This window comes from Neobacillus cucumis (assembly GCF_023715505.1).
The window spans coordinates 483,011-508,416 of the sequence record NZ_JAMBOH010000001.1 but is presented as its reverse complement, the minus strand read 5'-3'; the positions used below and the strand labels follow the sequence as shown (position 1 = coordinate 508,416).

Annotated in this window: 30 protein-coding genes and 1 pseudogene; 23 read left to right on the top strand and 8 right to left on the bottom strand. The window is 36.0% G+C overall.

Annotation, left to right across the window (positions count from 1 at the left end; all coding sequences use genetic code 11):
• Positions 1–6 precede the first annotated feature (6 nt).
• The 5 genes from M3226_RS02685 to M3226_RS02665 all read left to right on the top strand — a co-directional run bounded on the left by M3226_RS02685 (position 7) and on the right by M3226_RS02665 (position 3,924).
• Positions 7–441 (top strand): hypothetical protein, encoded by a 435-nt coding sequence (locus M3226_RS02685; RefSeq protein WP_251562286.1) that lies wholly within the window; start codon positions 7–9, stop codon positions 439–441.
• A 243-nt stretch (positions 442–684) separates the two neighbouring features.
• A complete protein-coding gene (locus tag M3226_RS02680; protein WP_251562284.1) occupies positions 685–1,353 on the top strand; it encodes a J domain-containing protein in 669 nt (222 codons plus the stop codon).
• A gap of 39 nt (positions 1,354–1,392) precedes the next feature.
• A complete protein-coding gene (locus tag M3226_RS02675; RefSeq protein ID WP_251562282.1) occupies positions 1,393–1,647 on the top strand; it encodes a hypothetical protein in 255 nt (84 codons plus the stop codon).
• A complete protein-coding gene (locus tag M3226_RS02670; protein WP_251562280.1) occupies positions 1,631–2,611 on the top strand; it encodes a hypothetical protein in 981 nt (326 codons plus the stop codon). Before M3226_RS02675 ends, M3226_RS02670 begins: the two co-directional genes overlap by 17 nt.
• Before the next feature lie 170 nt (positions 2,612–2,781).
• Positions 2,782–3,924, top strand: a complete 1,143-nt coding sequence (locus M3226_RS02665; RefSeq protein WP_251562278.1) for a GTPase — start codon at positions 2,782–2,784, stop codon at positions 3,922–3,924.
• A 124-nt stretch (positions 3,925–4,048) separates the two neighbouring features.
• Here the strand turns inward: M3226_RS02665 and M3226_RS02660 are convergent, their stop codons facing one another.
• The 6 genes from M3226_RS02660 to M3226_RS02635 form a co-directional block, all read right to left on the bottom strand.
• Positions 4,049–4,444, bottom strand: a complete 396-nt coding sequence (locus M3226_RS02660) for an ATP-dependent DNA ligase (RefSeq protein ID WP_251562277.1) — start codon at positions 4,442–4,444, stop codon at positions 4,049–4,051.
• Between the two features lie 247 nt (positions 4,445–4,691).
• Entirely contained in the window at positions 4,692–5,333 is a 642-nt protein-coding gene (locus M3226_RS02655) for a hypothetical protein (protein ID WP_251562275.1), read from the bottom strand.
• Between the two features lie 83 nt (positions 5,334–5,416).
• Positions 5,417–5,599, bottom strand: a complete 183-nt coding sequence (locus tag M3226_RS02650; protein ID WP_251562273.1) for a hypothetical protein — start codon at positions 5,597–5,599, stop codon at positions 5,417–5,419.
• Positions 5,600–5,809, bottom strand: coding sequence for a hypothetical protein (locus tag M3226_RS02645; protein WP_251562271.1), 210 nt, complete (start codon positions 5,807–5,809; stop codon positions 5,600–5,602).
• A 221-nt stretch (positions 5,810–6,030) separates the two neighbouring features.
• Positions 6,031–7,032 carry a DNA/RNA non-specific endonuclease gene (locus tag M3226_RS02640; protein ID WP_251562269.1) on the bottom strand — a complete coding sequence of 334 codons (1,002 nt, stop codon included), beginning with the start codon at positions 7,030–7,032 and terminating at the stop codon, positions 6,031–6,033.
• A 221-nt stretch (positions 7,033–7,253) separates the two neighbouring features.
• Positions 7,254–7,991 (bottom strand): DUF4230 domain-containing protein, encoded by a 738-nt coding sequence (locus M3226_RS02635; RefSeq protein ID WP_251562267.1) that lies wholly within the window; start codon positions 7,989–7,991, stop codon positions 7,254–7,256.
• 271 nt (positions 7,992–8,262) lie between these two features.
• Between M3226_RS02635 and M3226_RS02630 the strand changes: the two genes are divergently transcribed.
• Positions 8,263–8,568, top strand: coding sequence for a hypothetical protein (locus M3226_RS02630; protein WP_251562265.1), 306 nt, complete (start codon positions 8,263–8,265; stop codon positions 8,566–8,568).
• A gap of 106 nt (positions 8,569–8,674) precedes the next feature.
• Positions 8,675–9,013 carry a YolD-like family protein gene (locus tag M3226_RS02625; protein WP_251562263.1) on the top strand — a complete coding sequence of 113 codons (339 nt, stop codon included), beginning with the start codon at positions 8,675–8,677 and terminating at the stop codon, positions 9,011–9,013.
• A 420-nt stretch (positions 9,014–9,433) separates the two neighbouring features.
• Here M3226_RS02625 and M3226_RS02620 read toward each other — a convergent pair whose 3' ends face one another.
• Positions 9,434–9,640: a helix-turn-helix domain-containing protein gene (locus M3226_RS02620; protein ID WP_251562261.1), complete on the bottom strand. Its 207-nt coding sequence runs from the start codon at positions 9,638–9,640 to the stop codon at positions 9,434–9,436.
• A gap of 163 nt (positions 9,641–9,803) precedes the next feature.
• Between M3226_RS02620 and M3226_RS02615 the strand changes: the two genes are divergently transcribed.
• Both M3226_RS02615 and M3226_RS02610 read left to right on the top strand, forming a co-directional pair.
• Positions 9,804–10,037, top strand: a complete 234-nt coding sequence (locus M3226_RS02615) for a hypothetical protein (RefSeq protein WP_251562259.1) — start codon at positions 9,804–9,806, stop codon at positions 10,035–10,037.
• Between the two features lie 84 nt (positions 10,038–10,121).
• A complete protein-coding gene (locus M3226_RS02610; RefSeq protein WP_251562257.1) occupies positions 10,122–10,397 on the top strand; it encodes a hypothetical protein in 276 nt (91 codons plus the stop codon).
• Between the two features lie 625 nt (positions 10,398–11,022).
• Here the strand turns inward: M3226_RS02610 and M3226_RS02605 are convergent.
• Positions 11,023–11,622, bottom strand: coding sequence for a restriction endonuclease (locus M3226_RS02605; RefSeq protein WP_251562255.1), 600 nt, complete (start codon positions 11,620–11,622; stop codon positions 11,023–11,025).
• 251 nt (positions 11,623–11,873) lie between these two features.
• Here M3226_RS02605 and M3226_RS02600 point away from each other — a divergent pair, with 251 nt between their 5' ends.
• The 14 genes and pseudogenes from M3226_RS02600 to M3226_RS02535 all read left to right on the top strand — a co-directional run bounded on the left by M3226_RS02600 (position 11,874) and on the right by M3226_RS02535 (position 25,394).
• Positions 11,874–15,665: an ATP-binding protein gene (locus M3226_RS02600; protein WP_251562252.1), complete on the top strand. Its 3,792-nt coding sequence runs from the start codon at positions 11,874–11,876 to the stop codon at positions 15,663–15,665.
• A 679-nt stretch (positions 15,666–16,344) separates the two neighbouring features.
• Entirely contained in the window at positions 16,345–16,917 is a 573-nt protein-coding gene (locus M3226_RS02595) for a recombinase family protein (RefSeq protein ID WP_251562251.1), read from the top strand.
• A 1,259-nt stretch (positions 16,918–18,176) separates the two neighbouring features.
• Positions 18,177–19,151 carry a trypsin-like serine peptidase gene (locus M3226_RS02590; protein WP_251562249.1) on the top strand — a complete coding sequence of 325 codons (975 nt, stop codon included), beginning with the start codon at positions 18,177–18,179 and terminating at the stop codon, positions 19,149–19,151.
• A 20-nt stretch (positions 19,152–19,171) separates the two neighbouring features.
• On the top strand, positions 19,172–19,375 hold the full coding sequence (locus M3226_RS02585; protein WP_251562247.1) for a hypothetical protein: 204 nt from the start codon (positions 19,172–19,174) through the stop codon (positions 19,373–19,375).
• A gap of 97 nt (positions 19,376–19,472) precedes the next feature.
• Positions 19,473–19,685 carry a hypothetical protein gene (locus M3226_RS02580; RefSeq protein ID WP_251562246.1) on the top strand — a complete coding sequence of 71 codons (213 nt, stop codon included), beginning with the start codon at positions 19,473–19,475 and terminating at the stop codon, positions 19,683–19,685.
• A gap of 395 nt (positions 19,686–20,080) precedes the next feature.
• A pseudogene (locus M3226_RS02575) lies at positions 20,081–20,290 on the top strand (recombinase family protein); the annotation flags it as partial.
• A gap of 267 nt (positions 20,291–20,557) precedes the next feature.
• Complete coding sequence (locus M3226_RS02570; RefSeq protein WP_251562244.1) at positions 20,558–21,388, top strand: hypothetical protein; 831 nt, start codon at positions 20,558–20,560, stop codon at positions 21,386–21,388.
• A gap of 71 nt (positions 21,389–21,459) precedes the next feature.
• Entirely contained in the window at positions 21,460–21,666 is a 207-nt protein-coding gene (locus M3226_RS02565; protein ID WP_251562242.1) for a helix-turn-helix domain-containing protein, read from the top strand.
• Positions 21,667–21,734: 68 nt separating this feature from the next.
• Positions 21,735–22,055, top strand: a complete 321-nt coding sequence (locus M3226_RS02560) for a hypothetical protein (protein ID WP_251562240.1) — start codon at positions 21,735–21,737, stop codon at positions 22,053–22,055.
• Positions 22,037–23,146 carry a hypothetical protein gene (locus tag M3226_RS02555; RefSeq protein WP_251562238.1) on the top strand — a complete coding sequence of 370 codons (1,110 nt, stop codon included), beginning with the start codon at positions 22,037–22,039 and terminating at the stop codon, positions 23,144–23,146. Before M3226_RS02560 ends, M3226_RS02555 begins: the two co-directional genes overlap by 19 nt.
• Entirely contained in the window at positions 23,107–24,606 is a 1,500-nt protein-coding gene (locus M3226_RS02550; RefSeq protein WP_251562236.1) for a DNA primase family protein, read from the top strand. The genes M3226_RS02555 and M3226_RS02550 overlap by 40 nt, the downstream gene beginning before the upstream one ends.
• The gene (locus M3226_RS02545) at positions 24,603–25,022 is read left to right on the top strand and encodes a hypothetical protein (RefSeq protein WP_251562233.1); all 420 of its coding nucleotides are present in this window, start codon (positions 24,603–24,605) and stop codon (positions 25,020–25,022) included. The genes M3226_RS02550 and M3226_RS02545 overlap by 4 nt, the downstream gene beginning before the upstream one ends.
• Complete coding sequence (locus tag M3226_RS02540) at positions 25,000–25,257, top strand: hypothetical protein (protein WP_251562231.1); 258 nt, start codon at positions 25,000–25,002, stop codon at positions 25,255–25,257. Before M3226_RS02545 ends, M3226_RS02540 begins: the two co-directional genes overlap by 23 nt.
• Positions 25,257–25,394 carry a hypothetical protein gene (locus M3226_RS02535; RefSeq protein ID WP_251562229.1) on the top strand — a complete coding sequence of 46 codons (138 nt, stop codon included), beginning with the start codon at positions 25,257–25,259 and terminating at the stop codon, positions 25,392–25,394. The genes M3226_RS02540 and M3226_RS02535 overlap by 1 nt, the downstream gene beginning before the upstream one ends.
• Positions 25,395–25,406: the final 12 nt, after the last annotated feature.

Sequence of the window (25,406 nt, the reverse complement as noted above, 5' to 3'; positions counted from 1 at the left end):
GAGTTTATGGAAAGAATTGAATTTGTACAAACATTAAAAGGCGAAATTCATGGAAGTCCAGGTTGTTATACCAAAACGACAGAGAAAAAGGGAGAAGGATTTAGCCCTTATAACTTACACAACATTAAATGGGGACAAGTAGATGTTGAAGAATCGAGAATGAGAATTGTGTTAGACTTGTTTCCGGGAAGATACAGTGTAGAGAATTTGGAGGAGTATCTGGGATTAAAACTGAAAGAAAAAAGAAAAAGAATTACGGGTTTTCATTTTGATCAGACTGAACAAATTAAGCCACCTAATCATGATGCAGTAGTGATCTCACTCTATCCAGACTTTTTTCAATCTGGAAACTACTCCATAACTAAAATCTTGGATTTTGTAAAAAAAGCCGTAAAAGAATCCTCTTTTAAAACAAATTATCCATCAAAGACTAGAAAATAAGAATGATAAGGGCATGGATTGTTCCTCAGGTCCGAAATGGTTTTCTTTTTATTTAAGAAGGATTTTAAATATTAATAAAGCATCTTCCATTACTTATTTAAAAGGAATGGGAACTTATACAACAAGAAATACAAAATATTGTTCAACTGACATAACTGTATAAAAGCAAATAAAGTCAGTCATCCAAGGGGTTGGGGGCGGTTTAAAGCCTGCTTTAAAGATTATTCAGAGGGGAGAAAAAACATGGAAGATTATTATAAGGCACTCGGCGTATCCCTCCATGCAGGGAAAGAGGAAATCCGTGAAGCTTATAAAGAAAAGGCAAAAATCTACAATCCAGACAATGAAGACACAAGGAAACAATTCATCCTCATTAACCACGCTTATGAGATATTGACGGATGATCAAAAAAGAATCAAATATGACCAAGAATACATCCTCAGCAAACAGCAGGATGTAACTGGTGTAAAGCGGAGGAAGGGGGCGACGTTTTCTTATCTACTGAACGGTGCATTGGTATTCGCCTTAATCGGCGTCTGGTACAGTAACCAGAACCATAATAGTGTCCTAGAAAAGCGGTATGGGAAACTTGAACAGGTCTACAAAGATTTAAAAAGTACCTTAAGTGATGTCCAGGATGAAAACATTACACTTACTCAAAAAAATTCCGACCTTCAATCCCAGCTCGACAAAATGCCTGTAGTGGCTGCCAGCACCAGTGAAGAAACTGGTGCGGATGGAATAGACATTGGCGTCTCTCAAGAGGATGTGAGAAGAATCATGGGAACCCCAAGCTCGGTGACTAAGCTCGGCAGTACCGAAATCTGGAATTATGGCCTATCTTCCGTAACGTTTAGCAATAGTAAAGTGGACGGCTGGAGAAATTTTGATAACAACCTAAAACTTAAATAAACAGAGGAAGATTAGTTTTGGATAAAGAGAAGGATTATAGTGCAGAAAACAATGAAAAAAGATATGGATAGGGATTCGGAAGAACTGGTAATTAAATGGAAACTATTACTTGGCTATTTAGAAAACAATCAGAAAGACCCTGATATTGTGTTGGAAACCTTTATGAAACTTGAAGATGTTGTTCATATTTGGAGTAAGAAAGATATAGAACCTTCAATGGATCGTACTGACATAGTTGAATTACAGTATTTTTATAAATTACTAGGAGGGAGTAGTAATGACTCAATATTATAAACTAGTTGCTATAAATGAACGAGATCAACGATGGATGTTTAATGAATTTTTAAATGGCCGACTTCATTTTGGTTGGGGCTGGCCAGGCTCAAACTTAAACGTAATTAAGAATAAAAGCAGAAATGAAATGAGCAAAAGTGAAAGAATCATATGGCGTTATACACAATTTCTTGTAAATCGCCTTCAAACAGGTGACATTCTAATTGTTCAATTTGGGCAGCCTTTGCGACAGTTTTTAATTGCTGAGGTAACTGATGGGTATGATTATGAAACGGATGAAAAAGAGGATTTTAATCATTTTATTCATTGCAGGCCCATTACTACAGAATTTATATCCATTGAATCTAAATACATATCAAAGTCCATGAGACATGCCTTAACCAAAAGAGGACATTATTATCAGATATATCCCCAAGAAGCAATTCAAAATATTAACAACCTCATCATAGAAAAAATATGGATTCAAGATGATTTTAATGAAAAACTTACAGACGAAATAGCCCTTTCTGAAACTAAATCAGCAATTATTAAAACAACCATTGAGATGATATCGAAAAAATGGCCTGCAAAGAACTTTGAATACTTTATAGCTGATTTAATTAATAGCACTCCAGGAATGGAAGCGGTCGTTCGTGATTCTGGTAAAGGGTGGGACCTACTAATTCGTATTACTGATCCATTATCAAACGAAATATTACTAGAAGATATTCCTTTACAATGTAAAAATTACGCAGGTAAAGTAAGTGATCGACGTCCAATTGCTGATTTAAGGAAATGTATATACAATTCAAAAAAAAATGTGGCATATCTTTTCATTATGGGTGAACTTGGAGAAGATTATCTAAAACAAATAGCAGAATTAGAGGAAGAACTTTCTGAAGAAATTGGCAGGGAGGTTAAGTTAATAGTAGTTCAACAAGAACGAATAGCAGAAATGTATTTAAATTCTTTGAAACTAAGTTAGTTAAATGGCTTATCTTAGTGCTTTTTGGAAAGTTAGTACAGGTTAAGGCTCCATTGCTCCCTTATGTTAAACCCAAAGCTGAAAAAATATAAAGGAAATTTAAAATCTGTACCGAATTTTAACTATTATGGTATATTGAGGAATTTAATTAAAAAGTGGAGGTATGTACTATGGCAACAAAAACGGGGGTAAATTTTAATTTCAAAGATATATTTGATAAGCAGGTAAATGAAATAAATAAACATCGTCCCAATATTCTAGTAGTAGGTAAAACGGGAGTTGGGAAAAGTACGCTTATTAATTCGATTTTTTCTGGAAACATAGCAGAGACGGGTGTTGGAACGCCTGTTTCACAAAATCTAATTAAGTACGAAAAAGAAGGTGTGCCGATTTCGATATGGGATACTCGTGGATTAGAATTAGGCGAAAAGGCACAAAAGGAGACAAAAAGTGAAATAATAAAAGAAATTAAGGAGCTTAAAAAAAGTGATGATATATCTAAAAGGATTAATGCATGTTGGTATTGTATAAATACGCTTAGTAATCGTATTGAGACAGAGGAGATTGAATGGATAAAGGAAATTGCAGAGGAAATGCCAGTTATCATTGTATTAACTCAAACAATTAATAAAAAGGACAATACACTTTTCAATAAAATTAAATCTTACAATGTCCCTTATAAACAAATAGTAAAAGTTCTGGCCGAAACATATATTATTGAAGATGACGATAATGATGGAAATTTTATATATAAAAAACCTTTTGGACTCCAGGAATTATCTGAAATAACCTTTCAACTTCTTCCAGAGCAATTAAGAAATGCTTATACTGCAGCTCAAAAAGTTGACTTACAAAAAAAAATTAATGTTGCGTGGGCTACTGCAAGTTCTCTAATAGCAGGATCAGCAGCATCTGCATTTTTGCCCACAGGAGCAGATTTGGCAGCAGTTGCAGCAGCTCAAGCTACGATGTTAGCGAGTATTACCGTTATTTTCGGGCTTGATTTTGGTAAAAACTTCTTTCTCTCTGTAGTTGCTGGAATCATTGGTAGAGCAGGTGCAACAGCGGGATTAGCTTACTTTTTTGGTGGACTAGCTAAAGCTTCAGGTATTGGTTACGTTGCTGGAGGAGCAATTGAGGCAACTGTTAATACTGCAATATCAACTTCTCTTGCTGTAGCTTATATAAACACATGTAAAAAAATCATTAGTGGTCAACTTGAAAATAAAACAGATGAAGAGATAGTTGAATTAATAAAAGAAGAATTTATTAAACAGCGTAAAGAAAAAAAACCTAAACCTGAAGGACTATAACAATTCTTGAACGATGGCATATGGATTGGCTATCTTTCGTATCATTATTCCACTCTTATATTCTATGAGTTTTTGTATTATTACTTATTTGGACCACCAAGCCCTCCATACTATAGGAAGGGCTTTAGTTATTTATTGAAATGAAAGAAGGGAGCCGTAGCAGTCCAACCTTTGTTACATTTCTATATTTTACATAACAAGTAAGTGGTTCAATAAAGACAAACTTATCATTCTCCCCCTTCTTTTTCATCTCATAAATTTTCTTTCTCACATCTTTAGGAACACCTAGTTCCATAATACCCGCATAGTTCCCATCCTCGTAGGATAAGAGCCAGCCAAAATCATCTTTTTTGTACCCGTTAACGACCACATTTGCATATTGGTAGTTAATCATCTTAATCCAGGAGTATGACCGTTTCCCTACTTCGTAAGTGCTATCCTTTTTCTTCAGTACAATTCCTTCAAGATCCTGCTCCTTAATTAGATTAAAAAGGGTGATGCCATTGCCGTCAATACTCATTACCTTTGAACGAAGGGAGAATTAACTGGAATGACCGCATTTAGAATTTCCTTGCGTTGATGGAGGGAGGTGGGTTACTTTTTATCCTTTATGGTACAACACGTCAAATACCACAAAGGAAACAGGTTCCTGATTAGCGAGCAGCTTCACTTATTAGAATTAAACACTGAAAACCTGCTCATTTTTGCGTAATAAACTTTTTTCGTACCTTAACAAAAAAGCTCCCCTCTGTTTAGGGAGCTTTTGATTATTCCGGTAATTGTACTTGTAATGATTTTATTTTTTCAGCTAATTCTGAGTCCCGTTGATTAAATTCATTTGTATAAGATTGCAAGGATCCACTTGGAGATTCAGCCAATTTTTCAAAGCTTGAGGCTGTCGCATACAAATCAACTAACTCCTGATAAAGCTGTTCATATTTAGATGGTGGATTTTTAAGTTTATTCATATAACCTTCAAATACAACCATTTCTGACAATAGCTTTAAATTATCTCCAGATTGTTCATAAACACTATTTTGGTCTTTAATCGCTTGGTTAAATGAGCCATAGGAGTGCTTCGTGCCATCGCTAGTTGTATATCGGTCATTGAAGATAGCAGAATACCAAACGTCATGATATTGATCTGCCATCTTTTCTGAATGTGTGCCAACAACAATGGCTGCCGCTAAAGCCAGGCCCATATTTTTTTCATAATTTTTAATCGCCTTTTTCTTTGCCTCGGCTGCAGCTTCTTCAGCCTTGACGGTCTGAACATGCTTCCAAAATAAGCCTCCTCCTATAGAGGCTACTAAAAGCACTACGACCAATCCAAGCCAAACCTTCTTCTTTTTTCTAGGTCTACTTTCCTCTAACACGGCGGTTTCTTCTGTCTGTAATTCTTCCGACATGTATATATTCCCCCTTTACTTCCTTATTTTAGCATACAGTTATATCTTTTGACTCTGTTTCTTTTATCAAATCCTTGGCTCTTTTACAATCCGTTTGCTATCAGTCTGTTAGCCATTGTCGATGCCGTGCCATCAATGCTCATTACTTTTGATAGAATAGGTGTATTAACTGGTATGACCGCATTGAGAATTTCCATGCGTTGATGGAGTGGGAGGTGGGTTACTTTCTCGAAATCTGGCTTACCAGTTGCATCTGTGATCACCACTTACCCATCTAGAACAGTCCCTTTTGGGATGTCCAAATTAAGCAGCTCTGGAAAACGAGTCGTAACATCCGTCTTATGGCGGGTGTAGAGCTTTTTCTCTTCTATATTTGAAAAAATGAGTCGGAACCCATCCATTTTTGGTTCTGAAACATAATCGTTACTATCTAATGGTTTATCTATCTTATGGAGTAGCATCGGGCTTATAAACATTGTTATCACCTCTAACCTATGATACTACGGAAGTGGTTTACAATAATTAGGGGGTTGCTGGAAGGTTTACTATTGTGCATTTTGCAATTAAAAATTTCTATTAATGGTAGTATCTTTATGAAAGTAAAAAGAGCCGAAATACGCAAGTAGTGTATAAAAACTTGCATATTCTAGGCTCTTTCTTATTGATTTAAAGCTACCCGTAGTGTAAGTATATTTCTTTACTCACCTACTAGTCCATCACCATCTCGATCGTCCATATATTTATAGAGCCATGAATCGCGTGTAATTGGCATTTTAAAGCCAGCAGCTTTGGCTTCAGCGATCGTAACACTTCCATTATGATTGGTATCCACCTTACTAACATTTTCATTACTACTTACCGTTTCGTTTGCTGGTACATTGTCTGTTTTCGGTGGCGTACTGCTTGTGGCTGTCGTTTCACCTAAATTTTTGTTCACTTCATCTGGGTTTACATTGTCAAATTCATCTGTAATGCTTCTACCCTGAATTTTGTATGTGAATTTATAATGATTAGGAATTTGCGTCTGAGTATTTGGATATTGAATCACTGCTACGAAATCTGTACAACCTCCTGCATCTCGAATCACTTTTTCCATATAAGCTTGATCGCCGTGCCTATTGAGAATGCTGTCCTGAGGTGTAATGTTATATGCGTTTGATACTCCCCCAAGTGAGTCAGCAATCACATGCCCTTTATCCAAGGTTGGACTCTCTGTACCAGGAACATTTGCTTCATCAGAGTAATATCTACCTGATGACAAAACATGATCAGTATTCGGATTTTGGAGTGTTATATTTTTTGCCTCAACACGAATTAGCTGCCCGTATTCATTTGTAAAAGCCCAATATTCCCTGTCGCCAAACCCGATATCAACTCTTACATTTGGCTCTCTATATCCTGACATATCTCCGCCATCTACTGCAATTAGTTTATATTTACTGTAGTCAAAGTCACCATTAACACTTGTTATCGTTGGTGTGGCAGGAACGCTTGGACTAACTGCGCTTTCACTAGTCGTTTTTTCGACTTCATCGTCAGGTGTGTTTTTTTTGCTTTCAACAGTGGCTGCTTTCTTTTTGCTTACTTCTTGAGTTTTATTTATTTTGATTTTTTCCTCTTTGCTAGTTGTTTCATTTGATGTACAAGCTGCAAGGAAAACTAATAAAAACACCATAAATAGGTAGGTTAATTTCTTCATAAATTGTCCCCTTTTTGTAAATATCTGTAGAAACACCAATACTATTATACTACCAAAATACTTCAAAAAACGAATAAATTTATATTCCCCATATGATAATCCTTAATGTTAGTAACCTAGTTATCGTAAAACTCCTTATTCCATTAAACTGCCACGTTAGCACACAAAAAAAAAGACCGCCGCAGCAATCAATCTTGAACTCTTGCCAAAGCTGCAACCGATTATTTGAAAGTAACAGTTACGGTATAATTTAGATTTTTAAAAAAATCTTGTAGGGCTAGGCGGGCATTATCTTCAGCAGTTTTTAAAAGACCAAACTGAATGGCTTCCTTTTTTATTTTTCGTTTAGCAAGATTTGCTAGTTGGGACCCATCATCCCAGTTGGTGACACTACTACGAAATATACCTTCACTTGAATAGGGTTGAATTTTCTTTAAGTCGATAGATGGAGCCTGGACAATTGTGGCATGTGGCAAAGTGATATGAATCGCCTTCTTGTCCGTATCCAAGGTGATGTCCTTTTTAGTCAAATTTTTCAAGTCAACACCTGCAGTCACATCTCCAGGAACGACAAAAAATAACGTCCTTTTTGACCCAGGAATATCCCATGGGATGCTATTGCCAAATAATTTATTATCTTCTTTAGATACAATAGTTTTGATATGTGCTTGTGCCGTTGTCAATGTAGCTAATTTTTGAATGCTCTCAACTACTGATGAACTTTTTAATGTTTCTCCTTTTTGTAAGTAAACAGTCCCTGCATATAAAATGACTAGACTAACGATAACCCCTATTACAATTCCCCAAATCCAAGATCTAAACAATTGTAATTTTTGATGCCGATGAACAGCTCTAGCTGGTTGTACTGCTAAAGTGGCAGCTGTTTCCTTTTGAGTTTGTTTCAGCTGATTCATAATATAATCTAGATCACTTTTGGATATTTTGCCATCATCTCTCATAAGTTTCTCCCCCATACTCAACCTTCATTTTAGTAAAATGAGATTCTGTACCCACACGAACTAACAATTTTTCAATAAATCTATTATACTTTAATTCGACATTTTTTGTTGTATCTATTCGAGTTTTTTCCAATCATTCACAATGAGCAAATATATGTCTATTACTAAAATTTGCTCCTAACAACTATTGGAATAAACAAATATTCACAATATCGTCAAAAGGTTTTTATTTCAATAAATAGAATCTTCTTCTTATGAGAGGAGATGTTCTATGACAAAGTTGATCACCGTAAGGAGAGCAAAAGAAGAAGTAGAAAGGCTTCAGGAGTATATAGATTTAGCGGAACTATATGAGGCAGAAACATTAGATAAACTGATTATTAAAGAATATGCCTTCAGTAACAGTATAGCTGAAGTAGTCCGTGTATTATATCGCCGCGGCATTCAACTGGAAAACGAAGCTGTTAGTAAGGAGTATGTAAAGAATGTTATAAAAAGTAAGGCAAAGGATGAACTCCATCGTATTTTACAAACGGGGTATTTTATAAAAACGAGACACTCTAGAAGCTTGAAGTAATCTCAGTGATTAAGAGTAGTGCATTATTTACGCCATTTTTGGCGTTTTTTATTTCTGTATTTTAGAACGTTTGTTCGTATATAATATTAGAAAAGGAGATGATTATATGGCGATACGTGATCGCGGTATGATTAAATGGCAAGCGGCATTTCAGTTGCCAGAATTGGTGAAGACACAGCGTGATTTTTGGCGAGATACAGAACGAGAAAGGAAGCCAATCATTGACGAGCATGAAACAGAAGAGTTCGATTTATGCATTATGTACGCATTGGAACATAACCATTCGGTAAAGCTGACGATATGGGTGGATGGCTTTACGAAGGAAATGACAGGGCGAATACACTTCGTCGATCCCCTAACGCATGAGCTGCGGATTGAAGTTAAAGAAGGAGAGTTTGAGCGAGTGAATTTCGATTGTGTGGTGGGAGTGAAGGTCGTTAGTTGACACCGACAAAAAATATCCGGCTCAGTACCGGATACATTAAGGGATTTGGTCTACTTCATTAATTTACCCAATTCAGATGAACTAGGGCATTAACAAATCGTAATGATTGTGTAAATTTTGGATTTGAATGTATTGTTAGGCTGACGGCAGGGCTTTACTACTATTAGAAAAAGGATTAGGAAGCCGCTTCAATCACAGTATCTAACCGTTAGTGTTCCCTGCACTAGCGGTTATTCTTGTTGGTTTTCAAAAACAATATTATCTTTTTTTGTTTCGACTGTGAAAACAACCCTGAATTTGAAGATCATAGTGGTCATACCTGTCATACCGCCTAAATCTTCGCAGGCAATACTCCGCCCATGGACGTAACTCGCAGTAGCTTAAGCTAGAGAGTTTGCGTGTACAGGGCGGTCATACCGTTCATTCTTTATCTTTTATTTTTTCGTAAAAATCGTCAAATTTACAGTTAAGCAGCTCCGCCAGCAATAAGCCGGTTTCGGCGGGAATGAATAACTCGAATTTTTCGTATTTCCGTAGCTGGCGCGGAGATACCTTTATTTTTTCGGCTATGTAATCTTTTCTTAGTCCGCTTTCTTTTATTAGTGCCTCGATGTTACATTTCCACATTATCATCACCTATAAAAATAATACCGCAAATTAGCTTCAATTCCTCCTTGAATCTTTAGGGTTGAAATTTAACCTTAGAAATTCATATAAACATACCTTGTTTATTCATAATTAAGTATTACCATTCATACCATAGAGTAATCAACCGAAAGGAGGGGTGTAAATGAGTAAAAATAAGGTCATCAAATCCGTATCATTCAACGTAAACAATGAAGAAGATAGGCTGTATCTAGAACGCATCGAGAACGTCAATTTCTCCGGTTACGTTAAGAGGCTGATCGAGAAGGATATGCGGCAGCGAAAGGTGATTAAATCCGAAAGAACACCTGTTCAAGCACCAGCTGCTCATACTGCAATAGTAACGAAAGGGACTCCGTTAATACTGAAAACGGAGTAGCCTCTTCTCTCGCAGGCACTTCGTAACAGTGTAACACGGTTGACAGTGTCAATTGTCATGACGATTGGAAAGGGGATTTGCGATTTGATAGAAGGGAAAGGCTTAGGGGGAAAGAAAGTTCATAGGGTGAACGTGTCGCTAACAAATAAGCAAGCGTATAAGTTAAATCGATTGGCAGCTGCGTGCAATATGAAACCAACAACACTGGCGGCACTACTTATCGAAAAGGGACTTAATGATGCATTGCTGGTCTCGGAGTTACAGAAGGAATTTTGCACGGAAAGGGCTTACCGAGTAGTGGTCGTCCATAATAAAGGTGAACTTAACTACGTTTTGAGTGGAAGGGAGGACGGTTATTGAGTTTTTTTAGCTATATTTTGGGTGGTATAACCGTGATTTTGGTGTATGTGTTTTATTCTATAGGGAAGGAGGATGAACAAGAGGAATTGGCCTTAGAAGAGAATAGCATAGTTGTTAATGAATCCGCCGGCCGATATGTGACGTTAAGCTGTCAAACATGCAGGAAGTTGAAACGACACAAAGAAGTCGAAACTAACTTGTTTCAGTGTACGAAGTGCAAACGGCACATAGATATACGATAGTCCTAATAAATAATCAATAATATTGGGGGGATTTCTATTAAAAGTGAAGAGTATAATAAATATACAAAACCTAAGCTGATTGAGTTAATTGAAAACTTAAAAGAGCAAATTGATTATTTCGAAGAAAGAGAAGATTATTTCGAGGAACAATTCGAGCGATTAAAGGTAGAAAATGAACGTCATAGTAGGAGCATCCATGATTATGAACAAAGAGCAAAAGTAGACCATTTATACAGTCAATTTCCACAATTGACGCCATTTTGGATGAAAAAGGATTGACTATTAATTAGTCTTTACTATAGGGGACATTGCAATAAATGGCTAAATATAATGGGATTAATAGGAACGGGTAAAGCCCCTCTCGAATAGGAGAAGGGCTATTTTTACACATATTCAGGCAATAATTTTTTAATTTCTTGTTCTACATTTACCAATCCACTTAACCATAATTCAACAAGCCTTACTCCGTCAATTAATTCAATGCCTAATCCTTCAGCATATTGTTTTGCAGCAGGAGTAAACGAACTTGTTGTGATTACATATCCACCTTTTGCTCCCATTTTAACCATATTTGAGTGAATTAGTGCTATTGGATCAAATGGAACATCGTTAAGATAACACTTTACTTGCCCCAAAAATAATCCTTCTTCAGTTGTATGTTCAAAATCCACTCCGAAGTCGCCTGAAGAAGGAGAAACCCATGTTGATCCACCTTTGGCTTTTTCAATTACCTCAGCAACGAAATGTTCGAACATAAATGGATCCTGCTTAATGTAAGTTGATGAATAGTTAGGAGGATTGTCTCCGGTTTCTGTTTTAAATCGCAAGTATAATCCCATAGCTAGGGTTCTTTTCATTTCTTCACTTGTATTAATGTGTTGAGCCAACAAAGATGCCTCATAGTTATTTTTTCTTTTAATTAATTGGAAATGTACGAAAGCACCAGCTAAAATCAAAGCTAATATTACTTCAAATATTATCATTTTATCGCCTCCTTTATCTTTATTGGCGAAAGTACAATGAAATATTCAAAATAATTTAACGAGATAAAATATTATAACCTGACGATTTATTATGGGCTGAAAAATGAGTAATTATCATTGTTCTAGCAGGTACTTACTTTAATTTTACTAAAGATTGTATGATAAAATAATTAATAGATTTAAAGTTTGAAAAAGTAAATAACTACCATTAACAATTTATTAAATTAAAATTAAAAGGGGCTTATGGAGTTATGTTTGAGATTACAGGAGATGATATTAGTCTGCTTAGTGATATAGATTTAAGATCACTAATTGGCCTTCTTTGTGAAGCGGAACTACGTAATATGGGCTTTCCATCTGCGGGTGTTACTTGGGGAGGTCATCAAAATGCACCTGATGGAGGGATTGATGTCCGCGTTGAACTTACAACTGCCTTACATCGGGACAGTTTTATACCTAGGTCGAAAACTGGTTTCCAAGTAAAAAAACCTGACATGCCACGATCTTCAATAATCGATGAAATGCGACCACATGGTGTTCTAAGACAAGTTATTAAGGATTTAATTGATTCAGATGGAGCCTACATTATAGTTAGTAGCCAAGGTTCAACTGCTGATTCTGCCCTAAATGCTCGCAAAGTTGCTATGCGGGAAGCAGTGCTAGAATATCCAAACTCTTCTGATCTTAAGGTTGATTTTTATGATCGTGATAGAGTTGCGGGTTGGGTTCGTAGTCATCCATCACTTGTTCTTTGGGTAAGAAATAAGATAGGTCGATCACTTCAGGGATGGCGACCATATGGAAATTGGGCTGGTTCTCCCGAAGGAGATCAGGAAGAGTATTGGTTAGATGGGCAAATTCGGCTTAAAAACAGTTCCAATCTTCGGTTAGAGGGTCTATCTGCAATTGATGGCATAAATGAAATTCGATCAATTCTTGTTCGTCCTAGGTCTTCCGTTCGTTTAGTAGGTCTATCAGGTGTAGGAAAAACTAGGTTTGTACAAGCACTGTTCGACGAGCGAATTGGTGAGAGAGCATTAAATAAGTCACAAGTTTTTTATTCTGATATTAGTGACAGTCCTAGCCCAGATCCACGTAATTTTGCTGAGCAAATACTTGCTCAAGGGAGACCAGCAACTATAGTTGTTGATAATTGTCCTCCTGAATTGCATAAGCGTTTAACTTCCATATGCTCCATAGCGGGTAGCTTAGTAAGTTTAATTACCGTTGAATATGATGTTAGAGATGATCAACCTGAAGAAACTGAAGTGTACCGGTTAGAACCTGCTTCTATTGATATAATTGAAAAAATAATCTTTAACCGATTTTCTTATGTAAGTCAAGTAGATAGACGGACGATTGCTGAATTTTCTGGGGGAAATGCCCGTATTGCGATAGCTCTAGCCAATACAATCCGACGAGGGGAGAATTTGGCTAATTTAAGAGATCAAGAACTGTTTAATAGATTATTCCAACAGAGGAATGAGCCAAATCAATCCTTGTTACGAGTTGCTGAAGTCTGTTCTCTTGTATATTCATTTAATTTCAATACGGCAGAAGATGAGCTGAAACTTATAGGATCTTTAATTGGTATGAGTGTGCAGGATGTATATGAAAATGTAAGCGAGTTGAAGCGGCGCGAGCTTGTTCAGCAAAGAGGTATATGGAGAGCAGTTTTACCCCACGCTGTAGCGAATAGACTTGCAAAAAGGGCTCTTGAAAATATACCACTTGTTAGTATATTGGATGCATTTGAAAATTCATCCCCTAGATTATTAAAGTCATTTTCTAGACGTTTGAGTTATCTACATGAATGTGGGGTTGCGGTAGAGGTATCTAGAATGTGGCTTGCTGAAGATGGTTTGTTGGGAAATGTTAGTGAATTAAATGATACTGGTATTGCTTTGCTTAAAAACATTGCCCCGATAAATCCAGATTTAACACTTAAAGCTATTGAACAAGTATGGAATAGTGAAGATAATAGGAGGTTTTTTTCTCGTAAAAATGTTCACTACCACGAAATAACTACACTGCTTAGGGCACTTGCCTATGACAAAGACTTATTCGCAAGATCTACTTTTCTACTTTGTCAATTTGCATTGTCAGAGAGCCCTAAGGAAAATTACAATTCCATTAGGAAATTGCTACAATCATTATTTTATATATACCTTTCAGGCACACACGCGACACCCGAACAAAGACTTTATGTAATTTCAATGTTAATAGACTCAAATTTCCAAGACCAAGTTGAGCTAGGTGTTAATTTGTTAAGTGCCGCATTGGAATCGTGGCATTTTGTTAGCCACCACGAATTTGAATTTGGTGCACACTCTAGAGACTACGGATTTTCACCGAGTAGTAAAGAAGAGGTTCACCACTGGTATAAATTGTTTATTGATTATACTATATCACTTACGGTTTCTGAATTATCAGTAGCTCCTAAAACAAAAGCTCTATTGGCAGAGAAATTCAGAGGGCTATGGATAAAGGCAGGAATGTATAATGAGCTTGAAATTGCAGCAAACGAAATAGCTAGTAAAAGTGCTTGGAGGGAAGGTTGGCTAGCGGTTAAAACCACAAAAAGGTTTGATGGTGAAGGTATGAGTCAAGAATCACTTTCTCGTTTAAATAAAATTGACAATATGCTCAAACCTAAGACTTTAATTGAACAGGCAAAACTGTTTGCACTCGCAAATAATGGAGGTGTTTTAGATGTTGAAGATGCTCTGTATGAACAGGAGGAAACAGAGGGTGATATCTATTATCGAATAGAAAAGGTTACTCGGTCTTTAGGAAGAAAAGTAGGTTCAAGTAGCGAATTATACAGGGAATTATTCCCAGAACTCTTAAACAGTAATGGTGCTAATATATTTAGATTCGGACAAGGACTAGCTGAAGGATGTAACCAACCTGAAAAAATGTGGAAATATTTTCAGCAGCAATTATCCCTTATTGATGAGCAAAAACGTAATTATCAACTACTACGGGGATTTTTAAATACTATCTCTCAGAGAGAGAGGGAACTTTCAGCGAAGCTTCTAGATGAGGCTGTTACAGATGAGGTATTATCTGCAGTATATCCAGAGCTACAAACGAGTGTGGAAATTAATGTTCAAGATGTAGAGAGGCTTAAGGCGTCACTAAAATTAGGGATAGCTCCTATATGGAGATATGGTAGTTTAGCCTACGGACAATCCCATAAAAGTATAAAGGACGACGATTTCTCGGAATTACTTAAATTAATTTCTACAAAACCTGAAGGTGTCCTTATAGCAGTTGATATTTTGCAAATGAGACTTCATGGTCTTGAAAGGGAGACTCCTTTAAGTGACACGATTGTTTCTTTAGGGCAGGAATTACTTTTAATTTATCCATTTTTAGGAAAAGATTTCAGAGCTGACAGAAGGAATTATGAGGTAGCTAATATTATACGTGTGTGTTTTACTAAAGAATCTGCAAAAGGCGCTGCAAGGGCTCTTTGTGATAAAATAACAATTGCTTTTGAGGAATTCGATATTTTCCCTGGAGAGTACAGTGAGGTAATAATGGCACTTGCTTCAGTGCAGCCATTAGCCTTTCTAGATTCTTTTTTAGGAAAGACCGAGATTAATTATAAGATAAACGAGATATTTTCAGACAGAGTCAACCCATTGGCTGAAATTAGTGATGACTTGATAATAAAGTGGTGTGAGCATGCCCCAGAAACGAGATATCCAAAAGTGGCATCGGCAATTGTCCCATTTATTAATGGTGAGAATGGCAAGGAATGGACGCCACTTGCACTAAATATTATTACGAATTGTTATGAACCAATTATAGTATTGAATCAATTTAAGTCAACTTTTAGGCCGAATAATTGGAGTGGTTCCCTTGCAGAGCAAATGCAACCTTGCTTAAGGTTGATCTCAGATTTAAAAGAGCATCACAATAATTGTGTAGCTGATTGGGCAAATCGGGAGGAAAGAATCTTTGCAGAGGAAATCCAACTTGCACGAGAATGGCATCTGCAGTGGGAAAGTGAAAGAAATGAGAGTTTTGAATAGTTTTAAAATAACAAATAAAAAAACTGTGCAAATTTGATGAAAAAATAAAGATGTTCTTGTTGATCGTGGAATAATGATGGTAAGGTACTGGTGACAAACATGTTGATGTCACCAGTACGATCTGTTTTATTTCATACAATAGGCTTTTTACAAGGCAGTATACGTCTGTCCACTTGAATAATTTTGTTAAATCTTCCCCCAAAGCCCCCCCAACTATTTGGGGGATAATACATTATTCTATAAAGCAGCAAGAAATAAAAAACCCCAGAAGTTGAGTAATATCAACGATTCTAGGGTTTTCTTTGTGCATTTTACAACTCGTATCAATTAACGAGAGTAGAACTCAACTAGCTGACCTAATTTTGTTTTTGCAGAACCAATAATACTACCCCAATTTATAAATTTGTCCGCATGATTGTTCGCAACAAATTTTTATCTCATTCGCCATAATTTAATCCATGTGTGCATTAAAACTTCTATAGGAAGCCGTTCTTTATTTTGATTTCATAAAAAGTGCAACAGCAAATCTTTCCTTTTTGGAGTGTCTAAAAGTTGTAAGTTTTGGACAGAGCGATAAAATTAAGATTTTTAATCTTTTATTATATGTATTAATTGTCTAAAAGTTAGTATATAATTAATGTGCAGGAAGTTATTTATCTTTTAGACAGGAGTGAGAACAATGGGTGAACTGGTTGGATACGCAAGGGTAAGTACCATGGACCAGGATTATTCCCTCCAAGTTGAACAACTAAAAAAGTATGGTTGCACAAATATTTTCTACGAAAAGAAAAGTGGCAAGAATACTGGGCGGCCGGAACTTAAAAAAGCATTAGAATATTTAAGAAAAGGTGACAAGCTCGTTGTCTACAAAATTGACAGGTTGGCTAGATCAACGAGAGATTTACATAATATCGTTCATGACTTGAAGGAAAATGATATCGGTATTGTTTTCATAAAAGAACAGATTGATTTTTCAACTGCTGCTGGGAAGCTAATGTTTACCATGCTGGGGGCTATCGCGGAATTTGAAAGGGATTTAATCAATGAACGGACAAAAGAAGGCAGAGAGAGGGCAAGAGAACAAGGTAAACATTTAGGAAGGAAAGGCCATGACACGAAGGAGATTAAAAGAGCATTAAAGCTTTTTGCCGAACGTGAAAAGAATGGATTAAGCGTAAATGACATTTCAAAACAAACTGGAGTACCACGGTCAACTATTTATGCTAAGGCAAAGGGAGAGGCAGAGGATTAATTTTAAGTTTCATGTTACTGAGTTTAAAAGTGAGATAATCGTGTAACTAGACAACAACAGAAGGATTTGCTATGGAGTGCAACGAATAGAAGGGAAGGGAGACGAAGAAAATACAAGAAATAAATTGAACACTCCTTGAAGTTGCTGGATCATTCTAATAATAAATGAAGGAAACAACACGAATAAGAAAAACTAAGTAGATAAGGACAGAAAAACGCTAAGCGACAATTTCTTGAATAAAGCTGTAAATTGTTAGAAAAGTCAATGTAAAACCCTATCACAAATATTGTGAAGGGTCTTTTTAATGTTTTATTTTTATTTTGTTTATTACCAAGGTACAGGTTCTGGTTCACTAAGATAGTGTGGACTAGGTGTACCGCAGAATACTTTACATTCCCATGGATACCCTCCTTGTTTAATGCAATCATTATAACATTTTTGATATGGTGTCAGTGCCATTGTTGCCATTATTGGTCCTGGACCGATGACTGGTCCTGTAGGTCCAGGTAGATGTACAGGGGCAGATGGACCTAATGAAGGAACACAATGAAGGGTTGTAGTACAATGAATTTGGTGCCAAATCCAAAGCAATGTGTCACGGGATAACAGTACATAGTTTAATACTCTCCTTTTAGCTCTGCATTTTAATTCAAGTTAAACTATGCTTATTTACTGTTAACTGCTTGGGTAGAAGTCCAATATTCCAACCTTTTCCAAGGAGGTCTAGTCTTATTTGTTAATTATTTTGTAAAAAGGAAAAGCTCAGAGTTATTGACCTATAGATATTTTTATTGGTTGTTTTTTCTGGATAAAAGTCAATATTAGAAACAAATGTTTACTAAAATATATCTGAGGTATCTTGCCATATTTCATTATGCTGACAAATAAAGAATTATTAAAAAAATCCCCCAACCAGGGGGCTCTGACCCTCCTCTTTTGACCTAGGTATAAACACATATTTTTTTTTGCCCTTAAATTAATTTTCAGAGTCGAATTTATTTGTCCATCTTCTATAATTATGGAAAATATAAGCCAAAAGTCAACAATAGGAAACGGGGCAAACATATAGAAACTAATAAGTGTTTAGAAAGTAGTCATAAAACCAATTGAGCATTTTTCACTCTCCATAAATGGAGGTTATTGCTAATTTGTCTTTTTAAGAATAATTATGAAGGGGCAATAAGTTATTTGACATAACACTTTGTAGTTATAGGGATAAATATAAATTCTATGGAACAAAATTAGTATGGAGGTGTTAAATGAGTATCTATACAATCTTACAAGACCCCAAATTTAAACAGGATGTATTAGATCAACTGGGGAGAAAGGAATTTCAAGTACGATATGGTTATGGACCAAAAGATATTGACCAATTATTAAAAAATTTGTCGGAATCCAATGAAATAGCGAGTGGTATAACAAGCCCCGCAAATGGTATGGAATCTATAGTTAGGTCAGTTGGACGGCCGGTTATAAAAATTATCCATAATACATTTATGCCACCAATATCTTCTGAGTGGAGTAAAAAACTAACTGACAACCGAAAAAATATTGAGGATGCTATTTTGGCTGTAGGTCGTATTGAAGTGCGTGATCTTCCAGGAATGGATTGGTTGGGAACAGGGTGGATGGTAAAAGAAAATATTGTCATTACTAATCGTCATGTAGCACTTGAATTTGCCAAAGGAAGCGGAAGTGAATTTGTCTTTAGAAAAAATTATAGGAATGTACAGATTCAAGCTCGAATTGACTTTCGTGAAGAATACGGACTGCCCGATCAACTTGAGTTCAATATAGAAAAAGTACTTTATATTGAAGAGGATGATGATACAAAACCTGATATAGCATTTCTTCAGGTTTCTTCTAATTCAAATCCAAATAGCACTTTGCCAAGGCCAATCAACTTATCAGAAGAAAGTTTATTAACTACAAGAGATGTTGTTGTAATTGGGTATCCTTCTAGAGACAGCAGGGTTGGAGATTTAGATGAGATGGATAGGTTATTTGAATCCATTTACGACGTTAAAAGATTATCCCCAGGACAAGCTTTTCCATCTGATAAGGATTGGATTATAAATCATGATTGTACAACATTAGGTGGAAATTCAGGTTCGGTTATTCTAGATATTGAAACTGGAAAAGCATTGGGTATACACTCTGGGGGACATTACATGGATAAAAATTATGGAGTATCTTCAAAAAAGATAATTGAAATATTAAATTCTATTTCATAGAGCAAAGGTGGTAAATAACTGTGGATGAAAATAAAAGTTCTAGAGTAATTTCTGTAGTTATCGAGGGAAATAAAGAAGAACTTGATAAGTTAAATGTTGAGGCTATTGCTGAACGGATTCACCGTGTTGTTCACGGTGAAAAAGTGGAGGCCTTAGTTGGTACTGAAATAGAAACTAAATCAACGTGTGGTATCGTTGGTGAAGGAGGGTGTATTTGCCGATAATGTTTCCTAAAAAGACAAATTAACTAAGAATTCTGTATAAAAAGCAAGATATAAGAAAAAATAAATGTGTTTTTAAAAAAAAAGGAGGTATTAAACTATGAGCGCAAATAAAAATACCATAGTAATTTCTGTTGTTATCGAGGCGGATAATGAAGACATGAAAAAGTTAAATGTTGAGGCTATTACTGAGAGGATACACCGTGCTATTCATGGTGAAAAAGTAGAGGCTATCACCAATACTGACAATGAATTTAAAACATGTGACGGTATTAATGTCAGAGACTTTGTCTGTATTGGTAGATCTTCATAATCAAATGTGCCTCTAAGAAAATTTATTGTAAATTTTTTTAGCTGTTTATAAAAAAAATATATCCTTTAGCCAAGTGACTCCTGTCAAGTAGAAAGTAATAAGAAAGCACATTTAGGCAGCCTGAGTACTATATTGATATGGGCTCAGGTGCCTATTTTATTTAGTAAATGTTGATTGTTATAGTAATAGATATATTTATAACAACGTTTGCTTTCGATATTAACTAGGTGAAGTTTTATGGCAAAACTTTATCGTGGAAAAGAGAGATGGCAGTTCGCGTTTTGGAGTGCTGAAGTTAAATAAAATGCTGCGAAATCTTTTGAGCGAACAAGAGCAAATTATAAAGCAAATAATTGATGAATACGAGAAGAAGAGTTTGACCAACGTATCTGTGGGCGAACCTTCAAAGCTTAAAGGAATACTGGCTAGATACTTCAACGGCACAAGGCAAACTTATGTTTACTATGTTTGCAGGATTAGCACAATTTGAACGAGATCTTATTTCTGAGAGAACAAAAGAAGGGTTGGAAGCAGCGAAGTTAAAAGGTAAATTTGGCGGGCGCCCGTCAACACCTGAAGAAAAGATTGAATACGCTTTTTACCTTCACGAATGACCCTTTATAGGAAAACTAAGGAACAAGGACAAACCTAAAAGTTATCTCAACAGAAAAGTTAATTAATAAAAGAGTAAGCACAGTGGTATTTATCCACTGTTTTTTTTGTTTTTAACGGTTATTGAAGGCTACTCAGTGGGGAAAGGCAACAATATTGGGCGAGATAATTCCAATTGATAAAGCTTAAATATTTTGAAACTTAACTAATTTGTCCAAAATGCATAACAGAAAGAGAAAAATTCTACTTAGGAGAAAAAAGTGATCAATATTAAAGAACATGAACTACTTTATAAACGAATAAAAGATATGAATAGACTTAGTTTTGGTGAATTTGCGCTGCCTGGCGAGGACCGGCTGATAGCACGGTACAAATTTATTATTGCGATTAGAGAAAATGCACCAGAAGTATTAACAGATTTAAAGGCTTATATTGAAAAATATGAAATGCTTGTACCTCACCTAGAATTATCTAGTAAGAGAAAACAATGGTTTACACTTGAGGATTTAAAAAATATTACGCAAACATCTCAATTGGCTACTGAATTTATGAATAGCTTAGTTCTATGGTCGATAAAATGGAATCTTAAAGAGGAATGGATTCTCTCAACTGCATTCCATATAATTACCTCCTGGAATATTAATCCAGAATTAATAAACGATTTGATTATCCACCCAGCAGAGTTAGAGGAATACTTTAATAGAAGAAAAAAAGAGTTGAAAAAAATTGCAAATCACCAATCCTTTTCGAAATTACAATTTAAACCATTTAATCCTGCTGCAGAAATAAAAAAGGAATATGTTGGCAGAATTAATGATGATATTTATATATTAGAAGAAATTTTTATTGAAAACGGTTGGGTGAGATCAAAAGGAAAAAGGGACAGTGGTGGTAGCATACAAAAGCACTTTGACTGGATAGTAAGATACCAAATTCATCATGAAAGTTATAAAATAATTGCACAAGCATATATTGACAGTGATCCTAATGGGGAGATTGATATATCCGCTGCAGGGATAAAGAAAGCAATACAAAGAGTAGCAAAGGATATTGGAATAAGCCTTCGAGAAGGTAATAAAAAAGGGACATAAGAAAATTTTCTTATGTCCTTTTTTTGTGTTTAAGGACTTGTATCATTTGAGTTGTAAGGAGGTGATGAAAGGTGAGAAGAAATTTAATAACAGTTCCAGAGGCGGCTCCAATTTTAGGCATTTCAGTTGAGCGGACTTATACTTTGGCGCGAGAAGGTATTTTACCTGTAGTTCGATTGGGGAGGCAAATAAGATTGGACCCAGTGCAACTAGATAATTGGATAGCTAGAGGAGGCAAGGCGCTGCCTGGTGGATGGAAACACGAATTAAATTGTTAATACTCTTTTACACTTATTAACTTACTCCATCCAACCTACAGTTAATTAAAACTAAGGAGAAAAGAAAATTGACTAATTTTATTGGAATGAAACAAAAGAATTACCTAGAAAAAATTTATAGTGATTGGGTTCAATTGGTGCCAGATGGAATAAAGAAAATCATTATTTTATTTGATGAAAAATTTGCTGGTTTTTCTGTTTATTCGATAGATGAACATGAACAGTTAGGCATGGCGGGCAAATTTCAATATCTAGATGATTGCTGGCTTTATGCAAAAACAGTCATAGAGGCTGCTGGTTTGACAGAAAGGGATATAGATTTTAGCTATTCGATACCGTTTCTTACTGAAACAAGTAAGGAGAATAAAGTATGGATAAAGCAAAAGTAGGACAAGTTCAAGCAAATGCGTTTTTAGATGCTTTATTTGGAAATGTCCAACAAGGATTTATAACCCTATGGACCTCTGTGGATAAGAAAACCCGTTGGTATAGAGTTAATGATCTAAAAAATATTAACCAAAACGCTATAAATTTAGGGGAAAATTGTAACGTATACTTTGGCGTCGGAGTTCGCCGAAATAAACTTGGAGAATATAAAAGAGGTAAAAATGAGGATGTGCTTTTTTTACCCGGTGTTTGGGTAGAAATTGATTTGAATGGTGGAGTTCATGCGGCGGATAAGCTTCCTTCTGAAGAGGATGCACAGGTAATTTTAAATACTTTCCCTTTAAAACCATCCATTATAATTCACAGTGGCGGTGGTCTTCATTGTTATTGGTTGTTTCAGGAACCATTCCGTATACAGAGCGATCAGGAAATGCATGTTGTAGGGAGATTGCTTGAGAATTTTCAAAGAGTATTTATTCAATTAGCTAAATTGAAGGGTTTCCACATAGACAATACCTCTGATTTAGCAAGGGTCTTACGTGTACCAGGAACCTTCAACTTAAAATCAAGGAATAACCCTAAGCCTGTCACCATCCAATTATTTGAACCTAACAGACGTTATTCTATATTCGAAATAAACAAAGTCATACAAATGCTAGTACCATCATTAACAATAGAACAAAAGGCTAAGGCACAGAAAAAAATATATAGTGGGGAAGCTATTGCTGTTACAAACCCAAATCGAATTATACAAGAATGCCGGTTTATAGGAAGTTATCTTAATCATAAAGAAACAGCTAATTACAATAACTGGCTTGCTGCTTTATCGATTGCAGCATACTGTGAGAACGGTCATGACCTAGTTCATGAATGGTCAAAAGGTCATCCCGATTATGTAGAACGGGTAGTTGTACGTAAATATATTGAAATTCGAAGGAATATGAAGCCAAGGACGTGCCGCAGCTTAAGTCAAGAATTTGATGGGTGTGGTGGCTGCATTCATCTTAACAAGATAAATAGTCCCATAGTTTTAGGAATGGAGAGGAAATTACATTGTCATCAGGGCAAATCAACTTCAGAAAAACAGATATAGGTAATGCAGAAAGGTTGACCCACCGTCACGGAAAAGATCTTAGATATGTTAATTCCTTCTGTAAATGGTACATATGGGATGGAAGGCGATGGTGTGAGGATAAAAAGGATAGAATTTACCAACTTGCTAAGGATACAGTAAGGGCTATTTATAAAGAGGCATCTAATGCTGATTCAGATACAAGGTCATACCTGGCAAAACATGCGATTCGTTCGGAATCTCGGGCAAGAGTAGAAGCAATGGTTTCTTTGGCTAAATCAGAGGTACCACTACTTCCTGATGACATTGATAAAGACATATGGTTGTTCAATTGCAAGAATGGCGTTATCGACCTAAAAACCGGGAAGTTAGGACCGCATAAAAGAGAGTACATGCTTACCAAATTATCGCATATTACCTACGATCTTAATGCGGAATGTCCTACATGGAAACGGTTTTTAAACGATATTTTTCAGGATGAAAAAGGGAAAGTGAAGCAGGATACAATTGACTTCCTTCAAAAGGCAGTAGGTTACGCACTTACTGGTAATACCCGAGAACAGGTTTTATTCTTCTTATATGGGACAGGTCGTAATGGCAAAAGTACCTTTATGAACGTTATAAAGGAAATTTTGGGTGACTATGGAAAGCAGACAAATGCTGAGACCTTCACAATTAAAAAATCTGACCGTGTAAATAATGACATTGCAGCTTTAAAAGGAGCTAGGCTTGTTGCTGCAACAGAGAGTGAAAAGGGTGCTCGACTGGCTGAAAGTCTTGTAAAACAATTAACCGGCGGAGAGCCAGTACAAGCACGTTTTTTACATCAGGAATTTTTTGAATACATTCCGCAATTTAAAATCTTTTTTACAACTAATCACAAACCAATAATTACTGGTGCTGATGAGGGTATCTGGAGAAGAATTCGGCTAATACCATTCACTATAACTATCCCTGAAGATAAGTTAGATAAGGAATTACCAGCAAAGCTAAAGCATGAAATGCCAGGTATCCTGAGGTGGATGGTGGAAGGATGTTTGAAATGGCAGGAGGAAGGCTTAGACGTACCTCAAGAAGTGCAAGAAGCTACTAAAAGTTATAAGGATGAAATGGATACAATTGGGAGTTTTCTTCAGGAATGTTGCGTCATCCATGAGAATGCTAAAACAAAAGGTGCTGATCTTTATAAAACATATTCTAATTGGTGCTCCGAGGAGGGCGAGTATGAACTTACGAAAAATAAGTTTAACCGAAAGCTAGAAGAACGAGGTTTTAAAAAGAAAAGCAGCACAGGGGGTTATCAATATTTTTATGGAATAGGGATCAAGGATTCGTCTTTCAATAGTTGTAAAGGTGTCTATAGTGGTCAGAAAAACAATAATTCTGAGATTAATGTAGATACAATAGAAAAAGCAGATAATTCACAACTAAAGTCAACTTTACAACCTTCTAAAAAAGAGGGGGTGCCGTTATTAATATGATAACTTCGTACCTCAGAACAGCAGAAAATGCAGGATGTATAATAACTGCAGCAGGTGACAATTTAGTGCTTCATGATCCTAGTGTTCTTAAAAATGAACATATTGAAACTTTAAAAAGATACAAGCAGGCAATCTTAGTGAATTTAAGGCGACAGGAGGAAGCAACTAAAAATGGATGGATTGTGTATTCATATGGAGAAGGGTTTGAAAAGCAAGTAAGTACTAATTCCTTGGTATTTCTGTTTCAAGAGAAGGAAGGGTCCTTTACAGTATGGAGAGGAACTTGGAGAGGTGACTCCTTCCCAAAAACTGAAAAAGTAATAATCGCCAATGTTGAGTTTGATGAAGCCTTTAAACGGGCAAATAACTACGCAAATTGGTTTAAGGAAGCATTTGGAAAAGGCGGTAGGAGATGAATTGCGAATTTCTTATGACACTCAGATAAAAGTAGAAGAAATGCCTGACAGCCAAACTAACAAGCTATTGGAAATACATAAAATTTCAAATTTAGCTTATGTAATGGCTATGAAGTGCGGTATAGGTAAAAAGAATTTCTTGAATTTGAACGAAAGGAAAGCCGTCTGGATTGGTGAAGACACGGATGCCGAACCATCTTTTATTTTCAGTATCAAGAAAGGTGGCGATCGTTGATGAAGAAAATTAAAGTATATGTCGTGAACGTCCCGTCTCCAAAAGCCATCCAAAATCTTGCCGTAGAAGTTCTTGCCCAATCGCTGAATGCGACAATCAAGGAGCAAACTAAAGAGACCTCGAGCTGTGTCGCTTGAGGTCTTCTTTTT